Origin of the sequence: Pseudomonas putida (genome assembly GCF_002025705.1) — a bacterium.
Classification (GTDB): Bacteria; Pseudomonadota; Gammaproteobacteria; order Pseudomonadales; family Pseudomonadaceae; genus Aquipseudomonas; species Aquipseudomonas putida_J.
In genome coordinates, this window is record NZ_CP018846.1 from 383,536 (window position 1) to 405,193 (window position 21,658).

15 protein-coding genes are annotated in these 21,658 nt (G+C 58.1%); 9 read left to right on the top strand and 6 right to left on the bottom strand.

All coding sequences use genetic code 11. The annotated features are described in order from the left end of the window. Positions 1–60: 60 nt before the first annotated feature. Positions 61–1,452 (top strand): GABA permease, encoded by a 1,392-nt coding sequence (gene gabP / locus BUQ73_RS01850; RefSeq protein ID WP_079226447.1) that lies wholly within the window; start codon positions 61–63, stop codon positions 1,450–1,452. A 380-nt stretch (positions 1,453–1,832) separates the two neighbouring features. Here the strand turns inward: gabP and BUQ73_RS01855 are convergent, their stop codons facing one another. Beyond that, positions 1,833–2,696 carry a LysR family transcriptional regulator gene (locus BUQ73_RS01855; protein WP_079226448.1) on the bottom strand — a complete coding sequence of 288 codons (864 nt, stop codon included), beginning with the start codon at positions 2,694–2,696 and terminating at the stop codon, positions 1,833–1,835. A gap of 270 nt (positions 2,697–2,966) precedes the next feature. Between BUQ73_RS01855 and BUQ73_RS01860 the strand changes: the two genes are divergently transcribed. From BUQ73_RS01860 to BUQ73_RS01875, 5 genes are all read left to right on the top strand, one after another. Continuing rightward, positions 2,967–4,529 carry an MFS transporter gene (locus tag BUQ73_RS01860; RefSeq protein ID WP_079226449.1) on the top strand — a complete coding sequence of 521 codons (1,563 nt, stop codon included), beginning with the start codon at positions 2,967–2,969 and terminating at the stop codon, positions 4,527–4,529. Positions 4,530–4,672: 143 nt separating this feature from the next. Then, on the top strand, positions 4,673–4,798 hold the full coding sequence (locus BUQ73_RS28810; RefSeq protein ID WP_265349607.1) for a hypothetical protein: 126 nt from the start codon (positions 4,673–4,675) through the stop codon (positions 4,796–4,798). 318 nt (positions 4,799–5,116) lie between these two features. Further along, positions 5,117–6,043: a hypothetical protein gene (locus BUQ73_RS01865; protein ID WP_237772735.1), complete on the top strand. Its 927-nt coding sequence runs from the start codon at positions 5,117–5,119 to the stop codon at positions 6,041–6,043. A gap of 57 nt (positions 6,044–6,100) precedes the next feature. Further along, positions 6,101–7,732 (top strand): dynamin family protein, encoded by a 1,632-nt coding sequence (locus BUQ73_RS01870; RefSeq protein ID WP_079226451.1) that lies wholly within the window; start codon positions 6,101–6,103, stop codon positions 7,730–7,732. Next, positions 7,719–9,464, top strand: a complete 1,746-nt coding sequence (locus BUQ73_RS01875; protein ID WP_079226452.1) for a LeoA/HP0731 family dynamin-like GTPase — start codon at positions 7,719–7,721, stop codon at positions 9,462–9,464. Before BUQ73_RS01870 ends, BUQ73_RS01875 begins: the two co-directional genes overlap by 14 nt. Before the next feature lie 48 nt (positions 9,465–9,512). Here BUQ73_RS01875 and BUQ73_RS01880 read toward each other — a convergent pair whose 3' ends face one another. The 4 genes from BUQ73_RS01880 to hsdR all read right to left on the bottom strand — a co-directional run bounded on the left by BUQ73_RS01880 (position 9,513) and on the right by hsdR (position 17,869). Next, on the bottom strand, positions 9,513–10,973 hold the full coding sequence (locus tag BUQ73_RS01880) for a DUF726 domain-containing protein (RefSeq protein ID WP_079226453.1): 1,461 nt from the start codon (positions 10,971–10,973) through the stop codon (positions 9,513–9,515). A 280-nt stretch (positions 10,974–11,253) separates the two neighbouring features. After that, on the bottom strand, positions 11,254–12,558 hold the full coding sequence (locus BUQ73_RS28545) for a restriction endonuclease subunit S (protein WP_237772736.1): 1,305 nt from the start codon (positions 12,556–12,558) through the stop codon (positions 11,254–11,256). Next, positions 12,555–14,096: an N-6 DNA methylase gene (locus BUQ73_RS01890; protein ID WP_079226454.1), complete on the bottom strand. Its 1,542-nt coding sequence runs from the start codon at positions 14,094–14,096 to the stop codon at positions 12,555–12,557. Before BUQ73_RS01890 ends, BUQ73_RS28545 begins: the two co-directional genes overlap by 4 nt. Positions 14,097–14,395: 299 nt before the next feature. Then, on the bottom strand, positions 14,396–17,869 hold the full coding sequence (gene hsdR / locus BUQ73_RS01895; protein ID WP_079226455.1) for a type I restriction-modification system endonuclease: 3,474 nt from the start codon (positions 17,867–17,869) through the stop codon (positions 14,396–14,398). Between the two features lie 201 nt (positions 17,870–18,070). Between hsdR and BUQ73_RS01900 the strand changes: the two genes are divergently transcribed. Further along, positions 18,071–19,126: a hypothetical protein gene (locus BUQ73_RS01900; RefSeq protein ID WP_079226456.1), complete on the top strand. Its 1,056-nt coding sequence runs from the start codon at positions 18,071–18,073 to the stop codon at positions 19,124–19,126. Positions 19,127–19,174: 48 nt separating this feature from the next. Here BUQ73_RS01900 and BUQ73_RS01905 read toward each other — a convergent pair whose 3' ends face one another. Beyond that, positions 19,175–20,254: a helix-turn-helix transcriptional regulator gene (locus BUQ73_RS01905; protein WP_237772737.1), complete on the bottom strand. Its 1,080-nt coding sequence runs from the start codon at positions 20,252–20,254 to the stop codon at positions 19,175–19,177. Between the two features lie 86 nt (positions 20,255–20,340). Here BUQ73_RS01905 and BUQ73_RS01910 point away from each other — a divergent pair, with 86 nt between their 5' ends. Together BUQ73_RS01910 and BUQ73_RS01915 are read left to right on the top strand one after the other, a co-directional pair. Then, positions 20,341–21,216: a hypothetical protein gene (locus BUQ73_RS01910; RefSeq protein ID WP_079226457.1), complete on the top strand. Its 876-nt coding sequence runs from the start codon at positions 20,341–20,343 to the stop codon at positions 21,214–21,216. 15 nt (positions 21,217–21,231) lie between these two features. After that, positions 21,232–21,573 carry a hypothetical protein gene (locus BUQ73_RS01915; RefSeq protein WP_079226458.1) on the top strand — a complete coding sequence of 114 codons (342 nt, stop codon included), beginning with the start codon at positions 21,232–21,234 and terminating at the stop codon, positions 21,571–21,573. Positions 21,574–21,658 lie beyond the last annotated feature (85 nt).

Here is a 21,658-nt window from a genome sequence, read left to right on the forward strand (position 1 = left end):
AGATATTTTCGCCTACGCCTGCCCGTCCTTCCTTGTGTCAGCAAAAAGAGAACAACATCAATGAACACCGTGGGATCTGATGGCAACCTTGCACAAGGTTTCAAGCCACGTCATGTAACGATGCTGTCCATCGCCGGCATCATCGGCGCAGGACTTTTCGTAGGCTCCGGGCACGCCATCGCGGCGGCCGGGCCAGCCACCATTATTTCGTACTTCGTGGCCGGGACCTTGGTGGTACTGGTCATGCGCATGCTCGGCGAAATGGCCGTGGCGCATCCGGACACTGGATCGTTCTCCACCTATGCTGACCAGGCCATCGGCCGCTGGGCCGGCTATACCATCGGTTGGCTGTACTGGTGGTTCTGGGTGCTGGTGATTCCCATCGAGGCACTGGCGGCGGGGCATGTGCTCAACGCCTGGTTCCCTGATATCCCTAGCTGGATCTTCGCCCTCGCCTCGGTGCTGTTGCTGGCGGGCACCAACCTGTTCAGCGTGGCCAAGTACGGCGAGTTCGAGTTCTGGTTCGCCATTCTCAAGGTCACGGCGATTCTCGGCTTCATCGGCTTGGGCTTTGCAGCGCTGATGGGCTGGCTGCCGAACCGTGAGGTCAGTGGTTTGAACGGCTTGATCGCCGAGCATGGCGGCTTTGCGCCCAAGGGCTGGTCTGCAGTCATTGGTGCGTTCATCACCGTGATGTTCAGCTTCATCGGCACCGAGGCCGTGACCATCGCCGCCTCCGAATCCAGCGACCCTTCACGCAACATCGCCAAGGCCACCCGCTCGGTGATCTGGCGGATCAGCACCTTCTACATCCTGTCGATCTTCGTGATCATCTCGGTGGTGCCGTGGAACGACCCGCAGTTGGCGGTGGTGGGTTCGTACCAGCGCGCGCTGGAAATCATGAACATCCCTAACGCCGCCTTCATGGTCGACCTGGTGGTGCTGGTGGCGGTGACCAGCTGCATGAACTCGTCGATCTACATCGCCTCGCGGATGATGTATTCGCTGGCCAAACGCGGCGACGCCCCAGCGTTCCTCAACAAGACCTCCAAGGTCGGCGTGCCCCGTGCCGCCGTGTTCGGTAGCACCCTGATCGGCGCCGCCATCGCCATCCTCAACTACTTCGCACCCAAAGGCGTTTTCGAGTTCCTGCTGGCCAGCTCCGGCGCCATCGCGCTGCTGGTGTACATGGTCATTGCCATCTCCCAGCTGCGCATGCGCCGCCGCCTGGAGCGCGAGAATACCGAGTTGAAGTTCCGCATGTGGCTGTTCCCGTACCTGACCTGGGCGGTGATCATCTTCATCGCCGGTGCACTGGCGGTGATGATGTACACGCCTGAGCACCGGGCGGAAGTGAGTTCGACCTTGGGCCTGGCGATCGTGATTTCCTTCCTGGGGATCGTGACCTCGCGGGGCCATGCGCAAACGGTGGGGGCGCGGTCGATGGGGTGATTGAGTTCACCTTGCAACAAGGGCAAGGGCACCAGTGGATGGGTGCCCTTGTTTTTTTGTTTTTGACGTGATGGTTTCAGCGCCTGGTAGATCGAGCGCCGCCCGCGCGGCGCATCGCGGATAAATCCGCTCCTACATCTGTTGCAACGTGCCGAACCTGTAACGCCATGGTTGTCAGCCCTGGCACATGACTTGAGTCCTACAGGGCGGCTGACAACCATGGCCTCACAGGCATGGCCACGTTGCAACAGATGTAGGAGCGGATTTATCCGCGATGCGCCGCGCGGGCGGCGCTCGATCTGGCAGGCGCTGAAAACATCACGGCGAACACCAGGCAGCAGATAAAAGTCTCACCAGTCGTGAGAAAAATTGTTCGGCCACTAATCGCCCACCATCTCGATGTACCTGTTCACCGCCGGCGCTTTCTCGAAGCGTCGGTAAACCAGGCTCAACCACGAGCTGGCCTGGCAATCGGCAATCCGCCGGTAGTTCACCTGCGGCAGGCTGATGCGCTGCACCACCGATTCTGGCACCACGGCGATCCCTTGCCCCAGCGAAACCAAGGTAATCACTGCCACCAGGCTGCCCGGTTGTGGCCCGAGCCGTGGTACGAAACCACCCTGCGCCGCCGCCTCCAGCGTGCCGGAAATCTGCTCCGGCAGGATGAAGGTCTCGTTGGCCAGGCGCGCGGCCGGAATCTGCGCCAGCTCGTTGATCCGCGAACTGGCGGGCAGGGCGAGCACGAAACCCTCCTGATGCAAGGCGATGGCTTCGAGTTCTTCTGGCAACTCCATCGGCGAGCGCACATAGGCCAGGTCGAGCAGGCCATCACGTACCCTGCCCGGCAGGTCGGTCATGGGCAGTTCGCGGATGTTCAGGCGCACGTCGGGGTGAGCATCGGTGAAGCTGATCACCTGCCGCTGCAGCATGCCCGAGTACGCCGCCGACGCCACGTAGCCCAGCTCGATACGCCCGCTTTCCCCGCGCCCGGCGCGCTGCGCACCCAGCTGCGCGGCATCGAACTGGCGCACTGCCTGCTCGGCTTCGATCAGCAGCGCCTGCCCGGCGGCGGTGAGGTTCACTTCGCGCTGATTGCGCTCGAACAGCCGCACGCCCAGCTCGCGCTCCATGTCCTGGATCTGCCGGCTGAGCGTGGGCGGCGCGATGCCCAGCTGCTCGGCGGCACGGGTGAAGTGACCGTGACGGGCGACGCAGAGGAAGTAGCGGAAGTGACGGATTTCCATGCGGTGTTACCTGCAGGCTAATGACGCGGTCCCTTGAGGCTAACAAGCTTCGGGGCTGCTGGCATTAAGGTGAGTCCAACACGACAAGGTTGCCAGTGACATTGCAGGGGACCGCTGCGCGGTCCATCGCCGGCAAGCCAGCGCCCCCAAGGCTATGCGTTCCCTTGTAGGAGCGGCCTTGCCGGGGCGCCGGACCGGTCGGAAAGGGCTGCAAAGCAGCCCCGGCGATCTCACTGGCCAGCCAACCAGCTCAAACCTCGGAGCCTATCCATGCCCTCTGCACGCTTCACCCTGCTTACTGCCTCCCTGGTCTGCGCCCTGATCATCCTCGACACCAACATCGTCGCCGTCAGCCTGCCCAGCATCGCCCGCGACCTGTCCGGCTCGTTCGCCGATATCGAGTGGGTGGTCAGCGCCTACCTGCTGGCCTTCGCTGCCTGCCTGCTGCCCGCCGGCAGCCTGGCCGACCGCTTCGGCCGCCAGCGCATGCTGCTGATCGGCCTGGCCGTGTTCGCAATTGCCTCACTGGCCTGCGGCGCAGCCCCCAGCCTGCTGTTCCTCGACCTGGCCCGCGCGGCCAAAGGCGTAGGCGCGGCAATGCTGCTGACCTCGGCCCTGGCCGCCATCGGCCACCGCTTCCACGAACCCCAGGAACGCATGCGCGCCTGGGCATTCTGGGGTGCCTGCATGGGCGCGACCATCACCTTCGCGCCACTGCTCGGCGGCGTGATCGCCAGCACCCTCGGCTGGCGCTGGATCTTCTACATCAACCTGCCGCTGGCGGCGGTGCTGGCGCTGATGGTGTTGCGCAGTATCGAAGAGTCCCGCGACAGCGATGCCGCCCGGCTCGATCCGATGGGCAGCCTGACCTTCGCTGGCAGCCTGGGCTGCCTGATCTGGGCAATGATCGAGGCCAACCAGGTTGGCTGGTCCAGTGTGGATACGCTTGGGCGGCTGCTGATCAGCGCGTTTTTGTTGGGGCTGTTCATCATGGTCGAACGGAGCCAGCCACGGCCCATGGTCGATCTGCAGTTGATGCGCAGCGGGCGCTTTATTGGGGCATTGCTGGGCATGTTCGCCTATGCCGCTTGTGCGCAGGTGATGATGACGCTGTTGCCGTTGTATCTGCAGAACGGGCTGCAACTGTCGGCGCTGGCGGCGGGAGCGGGGATGTTGCCGTTTGCCGTGGCGATGTTGCTGACGCCGCGGTGGGGGATGCGTTTGGCTGAGCGTTTGAGCCCGGCGCAGGTGTTTGCCCTTGGGTTGGTGTTGGTAGGGCTGGGGAATCTGCTGTGTGCCTGGGCTGTTGGGATTGGCGGGTATGTGGTGTTTGCCCTGGCCAGCTTGGTGTTGGGCGCAGGGGCAGGGCTGCTCAATGGGGATACCCAGAAGAACATCATGGCTTGTGTGCCGCGGGAGCGGACGGGGATGGCTTCTGGGTTGAGTACGACTACGCGTTTTGGGGCGATTGTGCTGGCGATTGGTGTACTCGGGGGTGTGCTGGCTGCACGCAGTGGGCAGTTGTTGCGCGAGGCCATGGTGGGCTTGGCGCCTGAGCAGGTCGGCAAGGTGGGGGAGATGGCCACGCGGGTCGCTGCGGGTGACTTGCAGGCTGCTTTGGCGTTGCTGCCGCCGGGCTTGCGTGAAGCGGCGGCGCCGTTGGCACGTGAGGCGTTCATGGGCGGGTTCCAGGCGTTGTTGCAGGTTGCCGGGGCGTGCGCGTTGCTGTTGGCGGTGGTGGTTGGCGTATTGCTGAGTCGCCCGTTTCTGCAACAGGAGGGCGGCGTGACGCAAAACACAATGGCTGAAAACTTTACACGTGGTCGGGGTTAACAGTGCATGTCGAAGCGTGTGGTGTGTCCGATGATCCGAAATCCGCTGTGTTTGTTTACCTGTGTTAATGCACAGCTTGGACGGGATGGTGGCTTTTTGCTTAGGGTATTGGCAGACAGTCGATCAACCAGGAGTGATCAGCCATGAAGAATATCTTTGCCGTTGTCGGTTTTATCGTGGTCGCCACCAAGGGTTATGAACTGTACCGCGAGTACAGCGAGATGAAGCGCGAGAAAGAGGCGCGGGAGGCAGCAGCAGGTTCGGAGTGATGCGCGTCGATTAATGGCAAAAAGCTAACGAGTCTCTATGGCACGTTAACAGCCAGTGCGCAGGAGTTGATGGCAGATGAAGGGGAGAGCCGATGCCGATTCGTCCGATGCCTTACAGGCTTGAATGCTCGAAATGCAGCTGGAGCAAGACTGTCGCCCCCGCCAGCGACGTCTTGTCACCAGGGCAGTGGTACGAGTGCTGCCCACGTTGTGGCGGCCCTCTATGCAGAAAAGTGCTGAGCGGGCCGATACAGCAAATACTCGCCAAATGGTGGGTGTCGATGCGACCCAAGTGAACTTGACAGTCGTAGTGGCAAAATGCAACTTTCCGGGCGAATTGGATCCGGCCGAGGACGATTAGGGAACGATATGAGTAAGGCTCAAGATTTCTCCAAGCTTTACGCTCGGGTAGCGAGCGACATTGCCACTGCCCTGGACGATGTCTCCAGACTGGATGTCAGCAATGACAAGGGAAATGCGCACCTTGCAAGCGTCAAGGAAAAGCTCGGTGAAATGAAGTCGCGCTTCGACGGCGAAATTGCCTACCTGGAAAAGCACGCCGAATGGGAGAACTTCACCATTGCGTTCTTCGGTGAAACCAACGCAGGCAAGAGCACCATCATCGAGAGCCTGCGCATCCTTTTCGAAGAGAAGAAGCGCCAGGCTCTGATTGAGCGCAACCAGGCGACTGCCAGCGATATCCAGGCGGTGTTCTCGAGCAAAAGCGACGAACTTATCGAAGAGCTCAGCACCCGCTATGTCAGCTTCTGTGAAGACATTGCCACGCTCGGCGACGACATCGGCGCGTTGGTCAACCAGACCCAACGTGATCTGCAAAGCACGCGTCAGCAGCTTGAACACACTCAGCAGGATTACGCTTACTGCAAAGAGCGCCTGAGTGTTGCGACAACCGATCTGGACAGCACTCGGCAGACGCTGCAGGGCACTGAAACGCGTCTGGCGGATAGCCAGAGAGAGCTGGCCAGAAACCAGGGCGAACTGCAGCAAGTTGGCCAGCAGTTGCAGGGTGTGCGCGCAGACTTCCAGCGCAGCCAGCAGCAACTTACGGAGCAAGGGGCTCAGTTGCAGGCCGCTCAATCGCAATTGAGCGAATGCCTGCGCCAGAGCGAAGCTGCCCGCACTTCGCTGGAGCAACAGGCAAAATTGAAGCTGGTGATCGGACTGGTAGGTGGTGTGGTGATCGGTGTCATCGCCGGTGCCTTGGGCTACGCGCAGTTGCTGTAAGCCTGGGCATCGATGGCTCTGTAGTTACCTCCCTACCGTAGAAACCGGACCCAACTCATGCGCGAACAACATTCCTTGAGCGAGTTGGTCAGCGACAGGCTGCCAACCCTGCTGAAACAACAGCAACAACTCGAGCGCCTGCAGCGCACTGCAGGCCAGGTCGATGGCGAAATTGTCGGCACTGGCCAGGCAGACTTCACCCAGGACAACGTGATCTATCAGTTCAGCCACCAGGGCAAGAGCTTTCAACTGATCGACGTGCCGGGCATCGAGGGTAACGAGTCGAAGTATGAAGCGATGGTTCAAGCGGCCATCGCCAAGGCCCATTTGGTGTTCTATGTGAACGGCACCAACAAGAAGCCCGAGAACAAAACCGCCGAGAAGATCAAGCATTACCTCAACCGTGATGCCAAGGTTTACGCCATCTGCAACCTGCGCGGCAAGGCTGACTCCTACGAGTACGACCAAGACCGTGAAGCGCTGGAGCGTACCCACAAAGACGCCGTCGAAACCCGTGAGCAAACGCGCGAAGTGCTTGAAGGCATTCTTGGCGCGGAACTCGTCAGTGGATGCCAGAGCCTGCAAGGTTTGCTCGGTTTTGCCGGTGTGGCATTCGATGAGCGTGGCCTGAGCAGCATTCATCCGAGCCGCACCGATCTGATCAAATCGCAGCGCGCCTACAAGCAGGACTTTGCCAGCCAGCAGGCGATGCGCAACTTCAGCCAGCTTGATCAGTTGCACAAAGTCATTGGTGATGGTTGCGCCAACTTTGAAGTCGACATTGTTGAAAGTAACAAGCGCAAGGTGCTGCGTTTGCTGCAGGACACTGTGAATGACCTGCAGAAGCAGCGGGATGAGCATCAGGCGTTCTCCGGCAAGATGGGCGCGGAGATCGAGGATTGCCAGGGCGTAATTCGCAAGAGTTTCGAAGACCTGAAGAGCAATTTCAGTGCCGGGCGCAGCAATGCCTTAGATACATTTTTCACCGAGTTGAATAAGGCAGCGTGCGCCGCTGTGCAAGAGCACTTCAGTGACAAAGACGATGTGGAGCGAGTGATCAACCAACTCGTCGAGGAGGGGCAGGAGAAGTTAGCGCAAGAACTTGAAACGGTTCAGGAGGAGCTGGTAGAGGGCATCTCGCAAGCGATAGGGCGGGCGCTCAAACGCTTGCAGGAAAACGCAGAGCGCGTGAATTTCCAGCAACGCTTGAGTCAGGCAGCCAGTAATTCGCTGTCGCTTTCCAGCGCGATGGATGCCATCAGCTTCAATTTTTCAGACGTCGGCGGGCTGCTGCTGAGTATCGGTAAATATGCATCGAGTGGACTTTTGATCGGCTCGTTCGTACCGGGTGTGGGCAATATTGTCGGCGCAGTCATCGGTGGTGTTGTAGGGCTCTTGGCCGCTGGTCTGAGCTACATCTTAGGTGGACGCAACAAGAAAATCCTTGAAGCTCAAGGCAAAGTCAGCGATGCGATCAAGAAACAGCACTTAGCCAGCAAGGAAGCGTTCGATCAGGATACTCAAACCATGGTGGCGAACATCAAGGAACAGATCGAGAAAACCACGCTCGCCCAGTTGAAAGACGAGCGGCGAAAAATGGCCGACATCACAGCCTTGTTCGACAAAAAAATTGCCTCAATCCAGGCACTGAAAAATCAAGTGGAAGCGAAACCTCATGGAACAATTTAAGCAGTTCAATGCCAGCAAGACCGAGGTCATCAAGTCGCTCGACAACCTCCAGAAACTGGTGGGAGCGCTTGAAAGTTTGGGGCTAGACGTCTCCCAGGACATCGACAAGATCAAGAAAGCTATTGGCGATGTGCAGTCAGATGCATTGCGCATCGCCCTGCTGGGCGCCTTCTCCGACGGCAAGACCAGCGTGGTTGCTGGCTGGCTGGGCCAGGTCATGAAGGACATGAAGATCGACACCAACGAGTCCTCGGACGCGCTGGCGATCTACCGCCCGGACAACCTTCAGGACCGTTGCGAAATCGTCGATACCCCCGGCTTGTTCGGTGACAAGGAAAAGGCCGCAGAGAGCGGCGCACTGGTGCAATACGGCGATATCACCAAGAACTACATTTCCGAAGCACACCTGATCTTCTACGTGGTCGACGCCACCAACCCGCTCAAGGAAAGCCACCAGGACATCGTGCGTTGGGTACTGCGCGACCTGAACAAACTGAGCTCGACCATCTTCGTCATCAACAAGATGGATGAAGTGGCCGATCTGCGCGATGCCGAAGAGTTCGAGCAGCAGAGCACCATCAAGAAGAACAACTTGCTGGACAAGCTGCAGCGCTTCGTAGACCTCACGGCTGCCGAGCGTGAAGCGATCAACGTGGTCTGTGTTGCCTCTAATCCGAACAGTCGTGGCCTGGAGTTCTGGCTCGCGCAAAAAGACCTGTATGACCAACGTTCGCGGATCAGCGAGCTCAAGCAAGTTACTCAGCAAGTACTTGACGGCAGCGGCCGTGAAACCCTGATCAGAAAGACCGGCATCGATGTCGTGCGCGATGTGCTGGGCAAGAAAATTACCTCAGCGAAGGATGAGTTGATCAAGTTCGAGCTGCTGGCCAGTAACCAGCGTCAGGACGCGAAACGTATTCAGGAGGACATCGACGAGGGCAGGAGAAAAGTCCTGGCCACTGTGGACAACCTCTTCAATGAATTGAAAAATCTTGAAGCTGATCTGCTGAACAGCATTCGCACCTTGCCCCGAGATCAGGTGCGCGCTTTCCTTGAGGCGGAAATCGGCTTCTCCAAAGATGACATCGGCGAAAAGCTGCGTTTTCGCATCGATCACCTGTTCCGCACGGCATTCAACCAATCTTCAAGCATCATGAGTGGCATCAGCGCGAAGATTGAGCATCAGCTGGACAGCTCTTCGAATTTCGCCGACAGCATCACCGCCTCGGCGCTGACTGCATCGAGCCGCGCACTGACTGCCGTGTCGAAGATCCCGGTCGAAAGCATCAAGAACGGTGTGTTCCTGGCCCGTGAGACCCTGAAAAACCTCACCGGTTATGTCTACAAGTTCAAACCCTGGGAGGCGACCAAACTGGCCGCCAACATCAGCCGCTGGGCCGGGCCGATCGGTGCAGGTATCCAGGTGCTGACCGATGTCATCAGCGTCGTCCAGCAACAGCGGGCCGAGACTGAGCTTAAGCAGCTGCAGAATGACTTGGGAGAAATGGTCAAAGCCCATTTTGCCGAGCCGATGAAGTTGCTTCAGGATCATGACAAAGTCATAGAAGTCTTTGCCCCGCAGATCATGGCGTTCGAGAAAATCCTGGCAGAGCAGCAAGCCGGTCTCGAGAGCCTGAGCAAGCGCCAGGCACAGTTGGCAGAACTTGAGGCTCATTTGAGTCAGGCGTTTGGCTCGCAGTCTGTGATCGAAGGCGAGTATCGAGTGGTCTGATCCGCCGAGCCTGGCCAGCCACAAGGCTGGCCAGGGTTTTTCAAAGCGTCAGAGCAACCCTTCGTTATCGAGCTTGAAGCGGGCGTAGAAGATAATCGCAACGGCGGGAATCAAAGCTGAGTAACCTGGCTTTACCGCACTCTTCAGATTGGTCACCGCAGCCTTTATGCGCTGGGTCGGAATCAGATCAGCCAACGTCGACATTGCCGATGCGGATATCAGCGTCAGTTCTTTGCTGGCTTTTGCAGGGGCAGCCTTGCGGTATTCGGGCCTGGGCGCTTCAGGCGTCGAGAAGTAGGACGTCATGGTCAGGCTTGCCGCCAACGCATCGACCTGCTCGAAATAACCTTTCTCGGACATGGCATCCATCTGCGCCACGATATCCTTCCTTGCCGCCAGCACATGACCCTCGCCGAATGAAGAGCGGAAGCACTTGCTGATGAGCAGCGCCTCCATTTCGATCACCTGCGCACAGTCGTGCAGCTCTGCCTCCAAGTCGTAATGCTCGGCCAGCATGAGCAGAATCTGCACATACTTGAGGCCACGCCCTCGCGCCAGATTGACCAGGCAGTGGCCGCCCAGCAGTTGGAATTCCTTGGCCAGCGGATAAACCGAGTTGTCGATCTCAAGGCTCGCCCAGCTGCTGCTGCGTACGTGCTTGACGACCTGATCGCGGATCCGGCCACTGGTCAGTTCGAGCAGGTCGTAAAGCAGGTGGTCGGTGACGACAGGGTCGGGTTTGTCGATCGTTGGCTGGGGCTGGTTCAGGGCGGGTATCCCGCCTCTGTAGCCCTGGAAACCTGATGCACGCAGAACCTTTTCCAGGCCGGGCCAATAGTCGGTATGGCTGAAGCCGGGCATTGGCACATCCTCGCAGTGTTCGACTTTTTGCCGGCCCGCACTGCTTTCCCCCAAGTTCAACAGCAATACGTAGTCATCGCTTGAACGGGCATTGTAGAGCTTGCCCTTGATGCGCTTGCCGATGGCGAACGCTTGATCCCCCGACAGTTCGGTGGCGGCCGCCATCAACAGCACGTCGCCAATCTCCAGGTTGCCGTCGGTAGGCTTTTTCATCGAGTCGAGTAGGGCACTTACTACCACTCGACCGCCCAGAGAGTGGCCGATCAGATTCACCCGCGATATGTAAGGGTGGTGCTGGAAGAGATAGCGCTCAAGTTGCTGAAGCAGTGTCTTGCCCATCTCTGTGGCACGGTTGCGGCTGGTGTTGAAGTGCACCGCCCGATCGGCCACCGCGGCGACAGTGCCGGCGAGCACGTTGAACCGGGCAAGCGCCGACACACCGCCACTGGTCATTGTGTCGAACTGGCTCCAGTGCCCCGACGGCCAGAAGGCGAAGATGTTGATGCAATTGTGCAGGGAGGACGGAATGCACTTGCGCAACGCACAACGGTCTTCCATGTCGTGGCCGGCGGAGTAACCGTGAATGAAGACGTTGGCAACTTCACCGGAGCGTTGGGGGAGGGTATGGAACTTGAATTGAGGGTTCACGACATGAGATTCGTAGCTAGGCGGGAGCTGGATGATGGCAGTTGGCCTTTTTCTTGTAAATCGGTGGATGCCGTTGTCTTCCCAAATCTCAGTGAACCGTTTGCTGAAATCTGGCCGGCGTTTGTTGAAGACCGAAGTTGGCAGTTCTGAAGCACCAAGATTGTAGGGCTAAGAGTATCATTCGCGCCGTATGCCTAGTTTGAAGCCATTATTCCGTTAAGGAAGTGGCTTCAAACTTCTTGTCTATTAGGAGCACCTTGAGCATCAAACGTTTTCGGCTTTACGCCAGCGCCTTCCTTCTACGTTTGGCTTTAGGAGAGGCCGTGTGCTGGGCCCTGATTCGTTCCAGCAACGTACTGGCCGGTTCTTCGTTCGAGTCTTGTGGCACTAGTTCGCCTCGGAAGGCCTTGGCAAGGATGCTTTGGGTCAGACGGTCAACACGGACTTGGGCAGCCTTGACTCGGGCTTCCAACTGATCGGCAAAGGCGAAGAACTGCTCAACGCGGCGCACGATTTCGATTTGTTCGGCCAGTGGTGGCAGATTGATCGGCATCCTTTTCATCGAGCCAACGTTGAAGTGCTGCTGTGCAACACCTACTTGGTTCTCCGCAACATTTCGCTGTGCTACTTCAGAATTCATGTAGATGCAGCCAAACCCAGAATTTAGCTTATCCGATGGTCGGGCTATTACAAGGTCAGAACAGTTAGCTATGGGTAGCGACTCAGGAATCACGCACGTAACTCCCGGGGCGCCCGAACGAACGATTGCCAAGTCGCCAGGCTCAAGCCGAGACTTTATGATTGATGAGTGAAACTCCTCCGAGATATAGAGAATGTTATCTAACGAAAATCTCATAGGCCTTACATTCTGGGAGCGCAGAAACGGAACTCCCTGCGCCTGATATTGATTGGCCATCTTTCCTACATAACCAACGGTGATTTCTCTGCAGATATCCCCAAATGTGGTTTCTGTCCACCCCGCCGGTGATATCTCTACTCCGCTGGATTTTTGGGTATGCCCGTCCCGCCACGTCTCCGTCAACCGCCCGGAAACGGCGGCGGTGAGGACAGACTGACGAAAGCCTTTGAGTAACGCTGGTACTCCGTCGATACGGGCCTTCAGGGTTTCCACTTGAGCCAGCAATTTGTCTATATGGGCAGCGATTCGGGTTTGCTCCTCAAGCGGCGGAGCCAGATATCTTGCATCTCTTACAATTTTGAAATGTCGTGCATATCCTTTGCTCTCAATTGGTAACCATCGCAAAAAGAAAAACAGGAAACGGGCATTCATTTCAGGATTCGGCCTGAGAATTTTTACCCCGTCCGCGCCCGGAATAAACGCGAAATCTATCCACTTAATTTCGCGCGTATGATCGCCGAATATTATCAGTGGACTATCTTCCGCCACGACCAAGCTCGCATCGTCCAGATAGCCAGAAATGAATATTCGCCCTTGATCGATTATGGGGAACCTACCCTCAGCCAGAGCGTCAGCGGTTTTTACCTTCTTCCCTGCCGTGGAGATTTGAGTGAATACATCATCGAAGCTGACAGGTAACCAATTCGTGGTAGCCCCATTAGTCATACGTCCTCCTCGCTTGCAGAAAATCCCATCACTTCTGCCAGGAGTAGTTTCTGCGCCGTAGCTTCGTCCCCTGCGCCCAAGCTGTACATCAGTTGATCCAACTCTCGCAGCGCTTCGGTCAATTCGGCCATCACTTCTCCGGCCATCACTTCCGGGGTGGGTAAGTCGGCCGCGTTGACGCTACTGTTGTCCTTCAGCCAGCTGATATCTAGCGAGTCTCCGCGCTCGCGAATCTGATCGCGGCTAAACACGCGGAATCGGCTCAGTTCGCCGATGCCTTCGATGTTCTCCGCACGCGGGCTACTGCCATTCGGGTCAACGCCATAGGCCTTTTCAAAGGCCTCGAGGTGCTGTGCCCCAAACGGGGAACGTTTGCCAAAGCTGGGCATGTTGCTGCGCAGGTCATAGAACCATACTCGCTGGGTGCAGCCTTCGTCCTGGCGCGGGTTGTCCTGGCTGCCTTTCTGAAAGAACAGTACGTTGGTCTTCACGCCTTGCGCGTAAAAGATGCCGGTCGGCAGACGCAGGATGGTGTGCAGGTTGCATTTGTTCATCAGGTCGCGACGCACATCCGTGCCGACGCCAGCCTCGAACAGCACGTTGTCCGGAAGAACTACGGCAGCGCGGCCGCCGGGCTTGAGGCCACGGTAGATGTGCTGCAGGAACGCCAGCTGCTTGTTGCTAGTGCGGTAGGTAAGGTCGTCGCGGGTCGGGCCTCCGCCGCCTTTGGCAGTACCGAACGGCGGGTTGGAGAGTATGACGTCGACCTTGGGCAGGTTAGCGCCGGTCTGACCCAGGGCGTTGCCAAGGTGCACCACACCTTCTTCATCACCTTCCATGCCATGCAGCAAGGTGTTCATCAACGCCAGACGGCGAGTACCTGGCACCAACTCCACCCCGACAAAGGCGCGATTGCGCTGGAAGCTGCGGGCTTTTTCGTCGAGGTTGTAGTGGTCGTCGGTCTGGCTTTTGATGTAAGCGTCAGCGGCAATCAAGAAGCCTGCGGTGCCAGCGGCCGGATCCTGGATGGTTTCACCGGGCTGCGGTTTGATGCAGCGGATAATGCTGTCGATCAACGGACGCGGTGTGAAGTACTGGCCAGCACCAGACTTGGTCTCGCTCGCGTTCTTCTCCAGCAGGCCTTCATAGAGATCGCCGAGGCCATCTTCGCGGGCGCTGAACCAGTCGATGCCATCCAGACTCTTGATCAGTTGCTCCAGATGACGCGGTTCCTTGAGCCGGGTCTGGGCGTCGGCATAGATGGCGGCAATCAGCGGGTCGCTGTTTTTGCCCAGGTCCAGCAACATTTGTCGATAGTAGTCGAGCAGGTTGAGCCCGGATTTACCCGCCAGGTCTGGCCAGCGTGCACCCACTGGCAGCTTGTGGTTGAAGGCGTCGTTGTTCTGGACCTGTTCGTATTCCATCTTGATGAACAGCAGCAGTACCAGTTCGGTGACGTAATCGCTGTAGTTGATCCCGTCGTCGCGCAGTACGTCGCACAGGTTCCAGAGCTTCTGGACGATGTCGGAGTTGGTCATGGTAACTCTCAAAAAAGATAGGAATGCGAGCCCGCGTTGCTTGAGCAGCGCGAATTGCAAAGGAATGTCGAGGCCGGTTTTGCTGGAAAGCTGCCGGGCAAAGAAAACCCGCTCAATGTGTGCGTAGCTGCCGGAGCAACCATAGGCATGGCGGGTGTATTGCGGGGGAGGTTATGCACGGCAGGTCTGTTTTGCAAGCTGATTCGGGCACTGGCCCAGTGAGCGGATAACACGAATTTCCGCTCGACCGGGGCGCAGTATGGACACCTGCTGACTGGCCTTCGAGTGAATAGAACGCTTCAAGCCGCCGACCACAAATTATCGTTCAACGCTTCCAGCACCTGATCAAGCTTACCGCCAAGATTGCGGTCCAGGCCTCTGATGCCGCCATCGACCCGGAATGCGTCATTGACTTGCTGCGTATCGATCACCACCTCATGCACCAACTGCCTGGCAAGGCGATCCAGCCAGCGGCGCTGCACTGGGGTCCAGGCCTGCATGGCATAAATGCGTTTCATGGCTTCTGCCACACGTTGATCGAACGGCAACAGTGCCTCGCCAATAGCAGCCTGGCGAATATACCCAAGGATGCTTGCCGCGATTTCCTGGTTGGTCTGATTACGCCAGGCGCTTTTCAGGCTGGCTTCGTTGAAACCGTTCTGATCGAGCAGCAACCGCACTTCGCGCAAGTGCTCGCGAGTCAGATCCTTGGGGCGGTTTACCACAACGCTTAGCGCGGCCGACTGGTTCAGCTGTTTGTGGATGAACTCGTGGAAGCTTTCCAGGAAGTCAGCCGGCTTGCCATAGTTGCCGTAGTTCTGCTCACGCACCACCAACTCGTCTTCGTGCGCAGAGATGATCGGATACCGCTCCGACCCGAGCAGGGCACTGACAGCCGCCAGCTGATTGATCAGTTGGCCGTGTTGGCGAACGAAGTTGGCAGCTTGCTGCGGCCCAAGCTCGTGCAAATGGGTATGCAGTTTGCCGGGTTCGACGCCCCAGGACTGCTGCAATTCATCGAGCTTCTGTTTGATGGCCGGATTGTTTTCGGCCTTGTGCTCGGCTTTGCGCAGGATACGCATGACCCGTTGATTCAATTGGTCGAGCACGTCATGGGCGTGACTGCTGTCTTCCTGGCTGCCAGGGGCGTCGTGGCTGGCGTCGTCAGTCAGCTCACCCACCAATTGCTCCAGGGAGATATTCGGGTTCTTGACCAACGGTTTCATGGTGTCGACCTCTTCCAGGCTGGCATAGAGGTCGACGGGGTCATAGATGCGGAATACCGTTTTCCCTATCTCGTCACAGCGTCGGGTAGCCCGGCCTTTCATCTGCTCATAGAGGATGCGCGAGCGCACGCGGCGCATGAACACCAGGTTGCAGATGGTCGGCACGTCGATGCCGGTGGTCAGCAGGTCTACGGTAATGGCGATACTCGGGTGCGGTTCATTCTTGTAGCAGCGAATCAGTTGCTCGACCCGATCGCTCTGGCCAGTAATGATGCGCACGGTCGCTTCGTTGTATTGCTCCCCATAAGCGGCCTTGAAGGCGTCATCCAGCAGGTTTTTCACGCGTTCTGCGTGGGCCTGGTTGACGCAGAAGATCATGGTCTTCTCTTCGCCGAACGGGTCCAGTTCCTTGGCCAGCTCATCGCAGATGACCTTGTCGAAGGCAGGCGTGATGACGCGGCGGTTGAACGACTCGATATTGAAATTGAGCTCGTCTTCCAGTTCCGTCGTATCGACTTCACCGGTCTGGGCGTTGATGACACTGACCGACTCGCCCTTCTCATAGTGGATGCCACGCTGGGTAAGCTGGGTTTCGTAGCGGATTGGTGGCTCATGATCGATCAGCCAGTCATCGGCCACGGCCTCCCGGTAGCTGTAGGTGAACACCGGCTTGCCAAAAATCTCGCTGGTCTGTTTTGCGGGCGTAGCCGTGAGGCCGATACGGCAGGCGTCGAAGTAATCCAGCACGCGACGGTACTGCGAGAGGTACTGGCTGGCATCGCGCACGACCAGTTCGCCCTCGGTCATCTCCTGGTCGAGGGTGTAGCCCCGGTGGGCCTCGTCGACGATGATGCAGTCGAACTCGCCTACAGGTGGCGGGTTGTCCGAGCGGAAAATGCGGCTGACCATGGCTTGCACCGTGGCCACCTGAACTCGGGTTTGCGCTTCGGCAGCCATGTCGCCCAGTGCCTTGATGTCGTAGATCTGGGCCAGGGTGTGGTTCTGCTCAAGCGTGGTGTCGTTGAACGAATCAATGGCCTGCTCGCCAAGGGCGCTGCGGTCTACCAGGAACAGAATACGTTTGAAACGTTCTGCCTTGAGGAAGCGGTACATCAGGCCAATGATGGTGCGGGTCTTGCCGGTGCCTGTCGCCATCGCCAGCAGGCAATTGCGTTGGTTGCCGGCCAGCGCCTGTTCGACGGCCTTGATGGCCTTCTCCTGGTAGTCGCGCAACTTCAGATAGCCAAAGCCTTCTTTTGCCAGCCTTTCCTCGGCTTCTGCCTTGCTGCGTTTGAGCAGGTCGAGGAGGTCGCCAGGTGTGTGGAAGTCTTGCAATGGCCGACGGGTATTGGCAGGGCTGCGCAAATCGCGGAACCAGGTACCAGACTGTTCAGCAAGCTGCTTGATATAGGGGCGACCATTGCAGGCAAAGGCAAAGGGCACCTGGAAGTGGCCATTGCTGCCATCAACCCAAGGCTGGGGTTGGCCGGCCAGCGGCCAGGGCTGTACATGTTCGGCAGAGAATCTGAATTCTCGAGCGTACCGCTCGGCTTGGGTGATCCGGTCGGCAACATCGATGCCTTGCCGTTTGGCTTCGACAATGGCGATGGGTACCAGGCCGGCGAACAGTACGTAGTCGGCGCAGGCTTTCGGGCTACTGGTGGGCCATTCGGCGATTGCCTTGTTTTTGCCTTTCTCCGGGCGTGCACCTTTGCTGTAGGTCAGTTCCAGAGAGTCGGCTTCCCAACCTGCGTCGTTCAGCTGCTGGTCGATGAGGATGCGGGTAAGGTCCTCCGACAGCTGGAACTTGTTGCTGGCCTTCCTGGTTTTTTCGGCAACGTCCTTGCTGGCCTGCGGCTGTGCGGCGATTTGCTGCTGCAGTGCCTTCAGGCTTTGCTCATGTTCTGCGCGCAACTTGGTCAAAGCCGCTTCGTGCTCTGCTGCCAACTGCTTGTGATTTCTCGACTCGGCATCCATCTGCTCGGCGAGGACTGCATATTCCTCTGCTTCACGCTTGAGCAGGGTGGCAAGTTGCTGATTGCTTTCCAGCTGCTGGCTGGACTCGCTGAGCTGCGCCTTGAGCTGTTCGATCTGGCTTTGCAGGTCACGTAGCGAAGTGCTTGGGTCGCTAGGTGTAACGAAAGGCCCGGGCTTGAACGAAGCGGTGTTCTTGCCAAATGACTGGTGGTACCAGATAGCCAAGGCACGCCCCACCTTCAGCCCATCCATGGCCTCGCGGTGCTGCGTGCGGAACTCGTGAGTGGCCTTGTTCCCTTCCACGCGCAAGGTGTGAAACAGGTTGCGAATGTTCTGATCCAGCTGGATCTCACGGCTGAGCTTGTACAGCAGGTCAGATTGGGTGGTGTGGGCTTCGAACACGATACCGGCACGGCTGGCCAAGTCCTGGGCCAAGGCTTCGCCGAGCTGGCGAAGTTTGATCAGCGTGGTGTTTGGATCGCTGGCGAATGCCTGCTCGGCGGTACGCGCAAGCTGAAGGAACACGGGGTCATGTTCCTGAAGAAAGGCGAAATTGCTGCTGGCTGCCATGGTCGTTCCTTCGGTTGCTTGGCCACTTTGTGCGCACATCTGCAGATGCGTAAGTGGCGGTAGCTTAACCAAGGTAAGGCGGTGTTGGCCATGGCAGAGGGCCATCGTGCAGGCGGCCGTGCACTGTAGCGGGCATGGATGCTGCCGATATAGGCGCTAGTGGCTATTTGCAGTCGTATTCGAAATACAAGGAAAAGCTCAATGACGCTGTACGAGTCGATCGTTCTGGAAGTGGAGCAGGGGGCTTTGCCTCGTCAACTTCGGGCCACGGACCTGCTGGGAGAGGACCGTCGAGTCATTCGCCAGACACTTGAAGGGAACGTTGAGTGTTATCGGGTTGGCTTTGGTTTCTTCAAGAAGAGCCATATCCGCACGCAGATGGCCAATGCGGCCCAAGGCACGGGCCATTGGGTCAAGGCAGGCCAGGCGCCGCAGTACAAGCGTATTGCCGAGGGGCTCTATGAAGTATTAGGCCTGACCGAGCAGGAGGAAACCGCCGTGGAGGCCGAAGCACCCCAGCCGGTGGCCGCACAGGCGAACCTGCAGGCCGCACCAAGCATCGAAGCGCATTTGATGAATCATCTGATTCAGACACCTTTCCAGATCTTCGACCGCAAGCGTCGAACGCTTTATCCCGAGCAACCGGTGACGGGCTTCAAGGCTCGCCTGGACACTTACTTCTGGCCATCCCCGGCAACTGGCTACATTGCCACTGAAAAGGTTCTGGACGATTTCATTGCGCGGGCGCGTTTGCTGGCTGAGGATCTGGACCGCAATGCCGACGCAGTGCTTCAGCTGTTCGCTGAAATCTGTGCGTGGGGCGGGGTGCGCGTGCCCACTGAAGATGCCCAGGTGGTGGTCGACAACCTGCGCCTCGCCCAGCGTCGCAGCCGCAAACAGGCAGCCGCAATGAATGGCGCCTGGACCAAGCTGTACGCAATGTTCTATCCCGATGATTTCCTTATCTATGACTCGCGGGTGGCAACGGCATTGCTCGAATTGGCCGAGCAGGCACTAACGGATAATGACGTCGCGCTGTTGCGCCAGCGCTACCCGGCACTGGGCCGCGTTGCTGGCCGCGGCGGCTCGCGCCCTCGGTCGACCAGTATGGTCTGGCGCAATGCCTACACTTGCTGGGCGGCTCAACTCGACGCCAATGCGCTGGGTCAGGCCATGTTGGTGGCTCTGAACCAGGCAGGCTCCGAGCAGTACAGATTGCGACATCTTGAGGCGACGTTGTTCATGGAAGGTTACTGAGGCGTTGACCAGGTCGATCATTTCGACCTGATCTGCCGCTGCGGGGTATCACAGCTCGTCGCCAGCGTACATTTTCAGGGCCCGACGCAATGCATGCTTGATGTGTTCGCGAAGGTAGTCGGGCCCCATAACTTCAATTTCGTCAGCGTTACTCATCAAGAACAGGCGCAGGCCCTGGGTATCTTGAATAGTGCATTGCAAAATCGCTCCGCCAGGGACGTGCTCGATCTGCTGATTTTCGCTTAGCGGGTTTTCCGTGAGGCGGTTAAGGAGGTTGGTTTCAAGGCGTAGCCGCAAGCCAATTGGCACTTCGTGGTGAATGGTCATGAGATCTCGCTGCACCTCAAACGAGCCAACTTGGTAACCCTCCGGCTCAGGCGTGTCACGCCAATAGGTCTCAACGCCGACCATCCGATGAAGCATGAGCACGCACTGCTTGTCCGGGCCATTGCTGCTGTATTTCCCGCGCGGGGCATTCGGCTCGGGCGCTTTATCTTTGGGCCATTGTTCGGATTCGACGAAGGCCGAGAGATAGATGTTGGAGTCTTGGAATGACAGGGCGAGCGGCTTCAAGATGTAGGTGCATTCGATATCGCCAACATCGCGGGGCTTGTAAACAACCTTTAGCGTTTGGCCCTCAAGCATCGCCGCTTGGATCGTCTCGAGGTGAGCTGGATCATAAGCGCCGGGCAGCAGGGTCATGAAGCGAGTGCCCGTAGTGATTCTGCCCTGGCCGACCAGGTCGTGTTTCGAATTTCGGCCAATCACCCCAAGCGCGTAGTTCCGGAGCTCCACGAGTTGATCAGCAACCACTTTGAATCCGAAACGCTCGGCATGCTGCAGCATGGCTTCCAGCGTCATTGATTCAGATGGCGTCAGTGCGAGATCCAGCCGAGCCTTTCGCAGCTTCCAGCGATACGACTTTTGCCCTACCGGCTTTTCACCAGAGACCAGTCCCTCCGATGCGAGGTTCTGGAGGTCGCGCAATGTAGTTTTGAGATGGGGGACCTGTTCGATCCAATGGGCCTGTTGAGCGTGAAGCTCTTCAGTGGCCAGCGAGCCACGCTCACGCTGCAAGATACCCAGCAGTGCCTTGCACCTGCTTTCTTTGGAAATTTTCTTAGCCACAGGCGCCTCACGGACAAAATGTGTCCCTATTGTCCGTCAGTATCACTTTGCCAGCAAGAAAGGCCCTCAAATTAGTGGAGCGTCGCATGAAGATCAAGGTCTCGCACCGTAGTTTCCCCGCTTACAAAGACCGCGCAGAGGTCAATGCTTTTATTGAGTGGCTCGCTGAGCTGCTTGGATCGAACAAGGACGTGAAGCATGGATACACCAACCGGCAGACGGCCAAGCACTGGCAGTTCTGCAACCTCCACGATGCCTATGAGCAATACGAATGGCATCACTCGGGTGTGCCGCATTTGAACATCAGCGCAGGCAGTTGCGCCGACAGCAATGCTGCAGCCCTCGAAGCGCTGGCTGCAGACCTTGGCGCCGCAGCCTGTGACGACACGATGCTGCGTGGCACTCAGGCGACGATGTCCTGGGGCGGGGTTTCTGCTCGAAACAACCAATGGCTTGAAGAGAATCGTGTGGGGCTGGCAGCGATGATTGAACAGGTCGCACAGGTACTGCGCCAGGGAAATCTCGATAGCCCGAAATTCCTCAGTGATCTGCGCTTCAACGCTGGTATGACCAAGATTTACTCGCTGATATGCGAAAACTTCATCATCTATGACAGCCGCGTCGCTGCGGCCTTGGGCTGGCTTGTGATGAGATATTGCAGCGAACGAAAACTGACTGCCCTCCCGGAGGGGCTTCGCTTCCCTTGGGCGCCGGCGAAGGAGGCTCAGAACGCTACCGCGCCGAAGAACCGCGACCCGGGTAACGAGCATGAATTCAAGTTTCCCCGCTTGCGACGTGGTCATCACCACGCGCTCTGGAACATGCGCGCGAGCTGGGTGCTGAGTGAGGCTTTGGCTCATCCGTTGGCGCAGGGAAGCCGCTTCCACGAGGGAGCCGGGAAGCCTGTTCGGAAACTCGAAATGGGGCTGTTCATGATGGGTTACGACCTTGGCAGCCGCTGAGCGCAAGGGGTGCCTATGAGCAAGCTGCCTGAACTTGAAGCGCTGATCCTGAATCTGGTTGGTTCGGGGATTACCAGTTCGATGTTGAGAGAATTGGTCGCCAGGCAGGCACCCCACGTGTCTCGCCAAGAGCTCGATGCTGCGCTTGTGGCGCTTCAGTTCTCCGGTGCATTGCATCAGTTGCACAGTGAGATGGGGTACCTCTGGGCGGTGGGGCCAACCGAGGATGAATTTTTTGAACACATCAATCCTGATGTGCTGGAGCAGATTCTCAACCCAGGAGAATTTGTTGAGCTGGATGTGGATCAGCTACTGGCTGAGCTGGATGCCATGATTGTCCGGGCGCGGAAGAAATGATTGGCTGACTCTGGGATTGCCGGGGCCGCTTTGCGGCCCTTTCGCGACACAAGGCCGCTCCTACAAAAAAGCGGCTGCCAAGGCC

Bases quoted from the DNA above. Each gene is read 5' to 3' on its own strand.
- gabP (WP_079226447.1), top strand. From the start codon at position 61: ATGAACACCGTGGGATCTGATGGCAACCTTGCACAAGGTTTCAAGCCA.
- BUQ73_RS01855 (WP_079226448.1), bottom strand. From the start codon at position 2,696: ATGGAAATCCGTCACTTCCGCTACTTCCTCTGCGTCGCCCGTCACGGT.
- BUQ73_RS01860 (WP_079226449.1), top strand. From the start codon at position 2,967: ATGCCCTCTGCACGCTTCACCCTGCTTACTGCCTCCCTGGTCTGCGCC.
- BUQ73_RS28810 (WP_265349607.1), top strand. From the start codon at position 4,673: ATGAAGAATATCTTTGCCGTTGTCGGTTTTATCGTGGTCGCCACCAAG.
- BUQ73_RS01865 (WP_237772735.1), top strand. From the start codon at position 5,117: ATGCAACTTTCCGGGCGAATTGGATCCGGCCGAGGACGATTAGGGAAC.
- BUQ73_RS01870 (WP_079226451.1), top strand. From the start codon at position 6,101: ATGCGCGAACAACATTCCTTGAGCGAGTTGGTCAGCGACAGGCTGCCA.
- BUQ73_RS01875 (WP_079226452.1), top strand. From the start codon at position 7,719: ATGGAACAATTTAAGCAGTTCAATGCCAGCAAGACCGAGGTCATCAAG.
- BUQ73_RS28545 (WP_237772736.1), bottom strand. From the start codon at position 12,558: ATGACTAATGGGGCTACCACGAATTGGTTACCTGTCAGCTTCGATGAT.
- BUQ73_RS01890 (WP_079226454.1), bottom strand. From the start codon at position 14,096: ATGACCAACTCCGACATCGTCCAGAAGCTCTGGAACCTGTGCGACGTA.
- hsdR (WP_079226455.1), bottom strand. From the start codon at position 17,869: ATGGCAGCCAGCAGCAATTTCGCCTTTCTTCAGGAACATGACCCCGTG.
- BUQ73_RS01900 (WP_079226456.1), top strand. From the start codon at position 18,071: ATGACGCTGTACGAGTCGATCGTTCTGGAAGTGGAGCAGGGGGCTTTG.
- BUQ73_RS01910 (WP_079226457.1), top strand. From the start codon at position 20,341: ATGAAGATCAAGGTCTCGCACCGTAGTTTCCCCGCTTACAAAGACCGC.
- BUQ73_RS01915 (WP_079226458.1), top strand. From the start codon at position 21,232: ATGAGCAAGCTGCCTGAACTTGAAGCGCTGATCCTGAATCTGGTTGGT.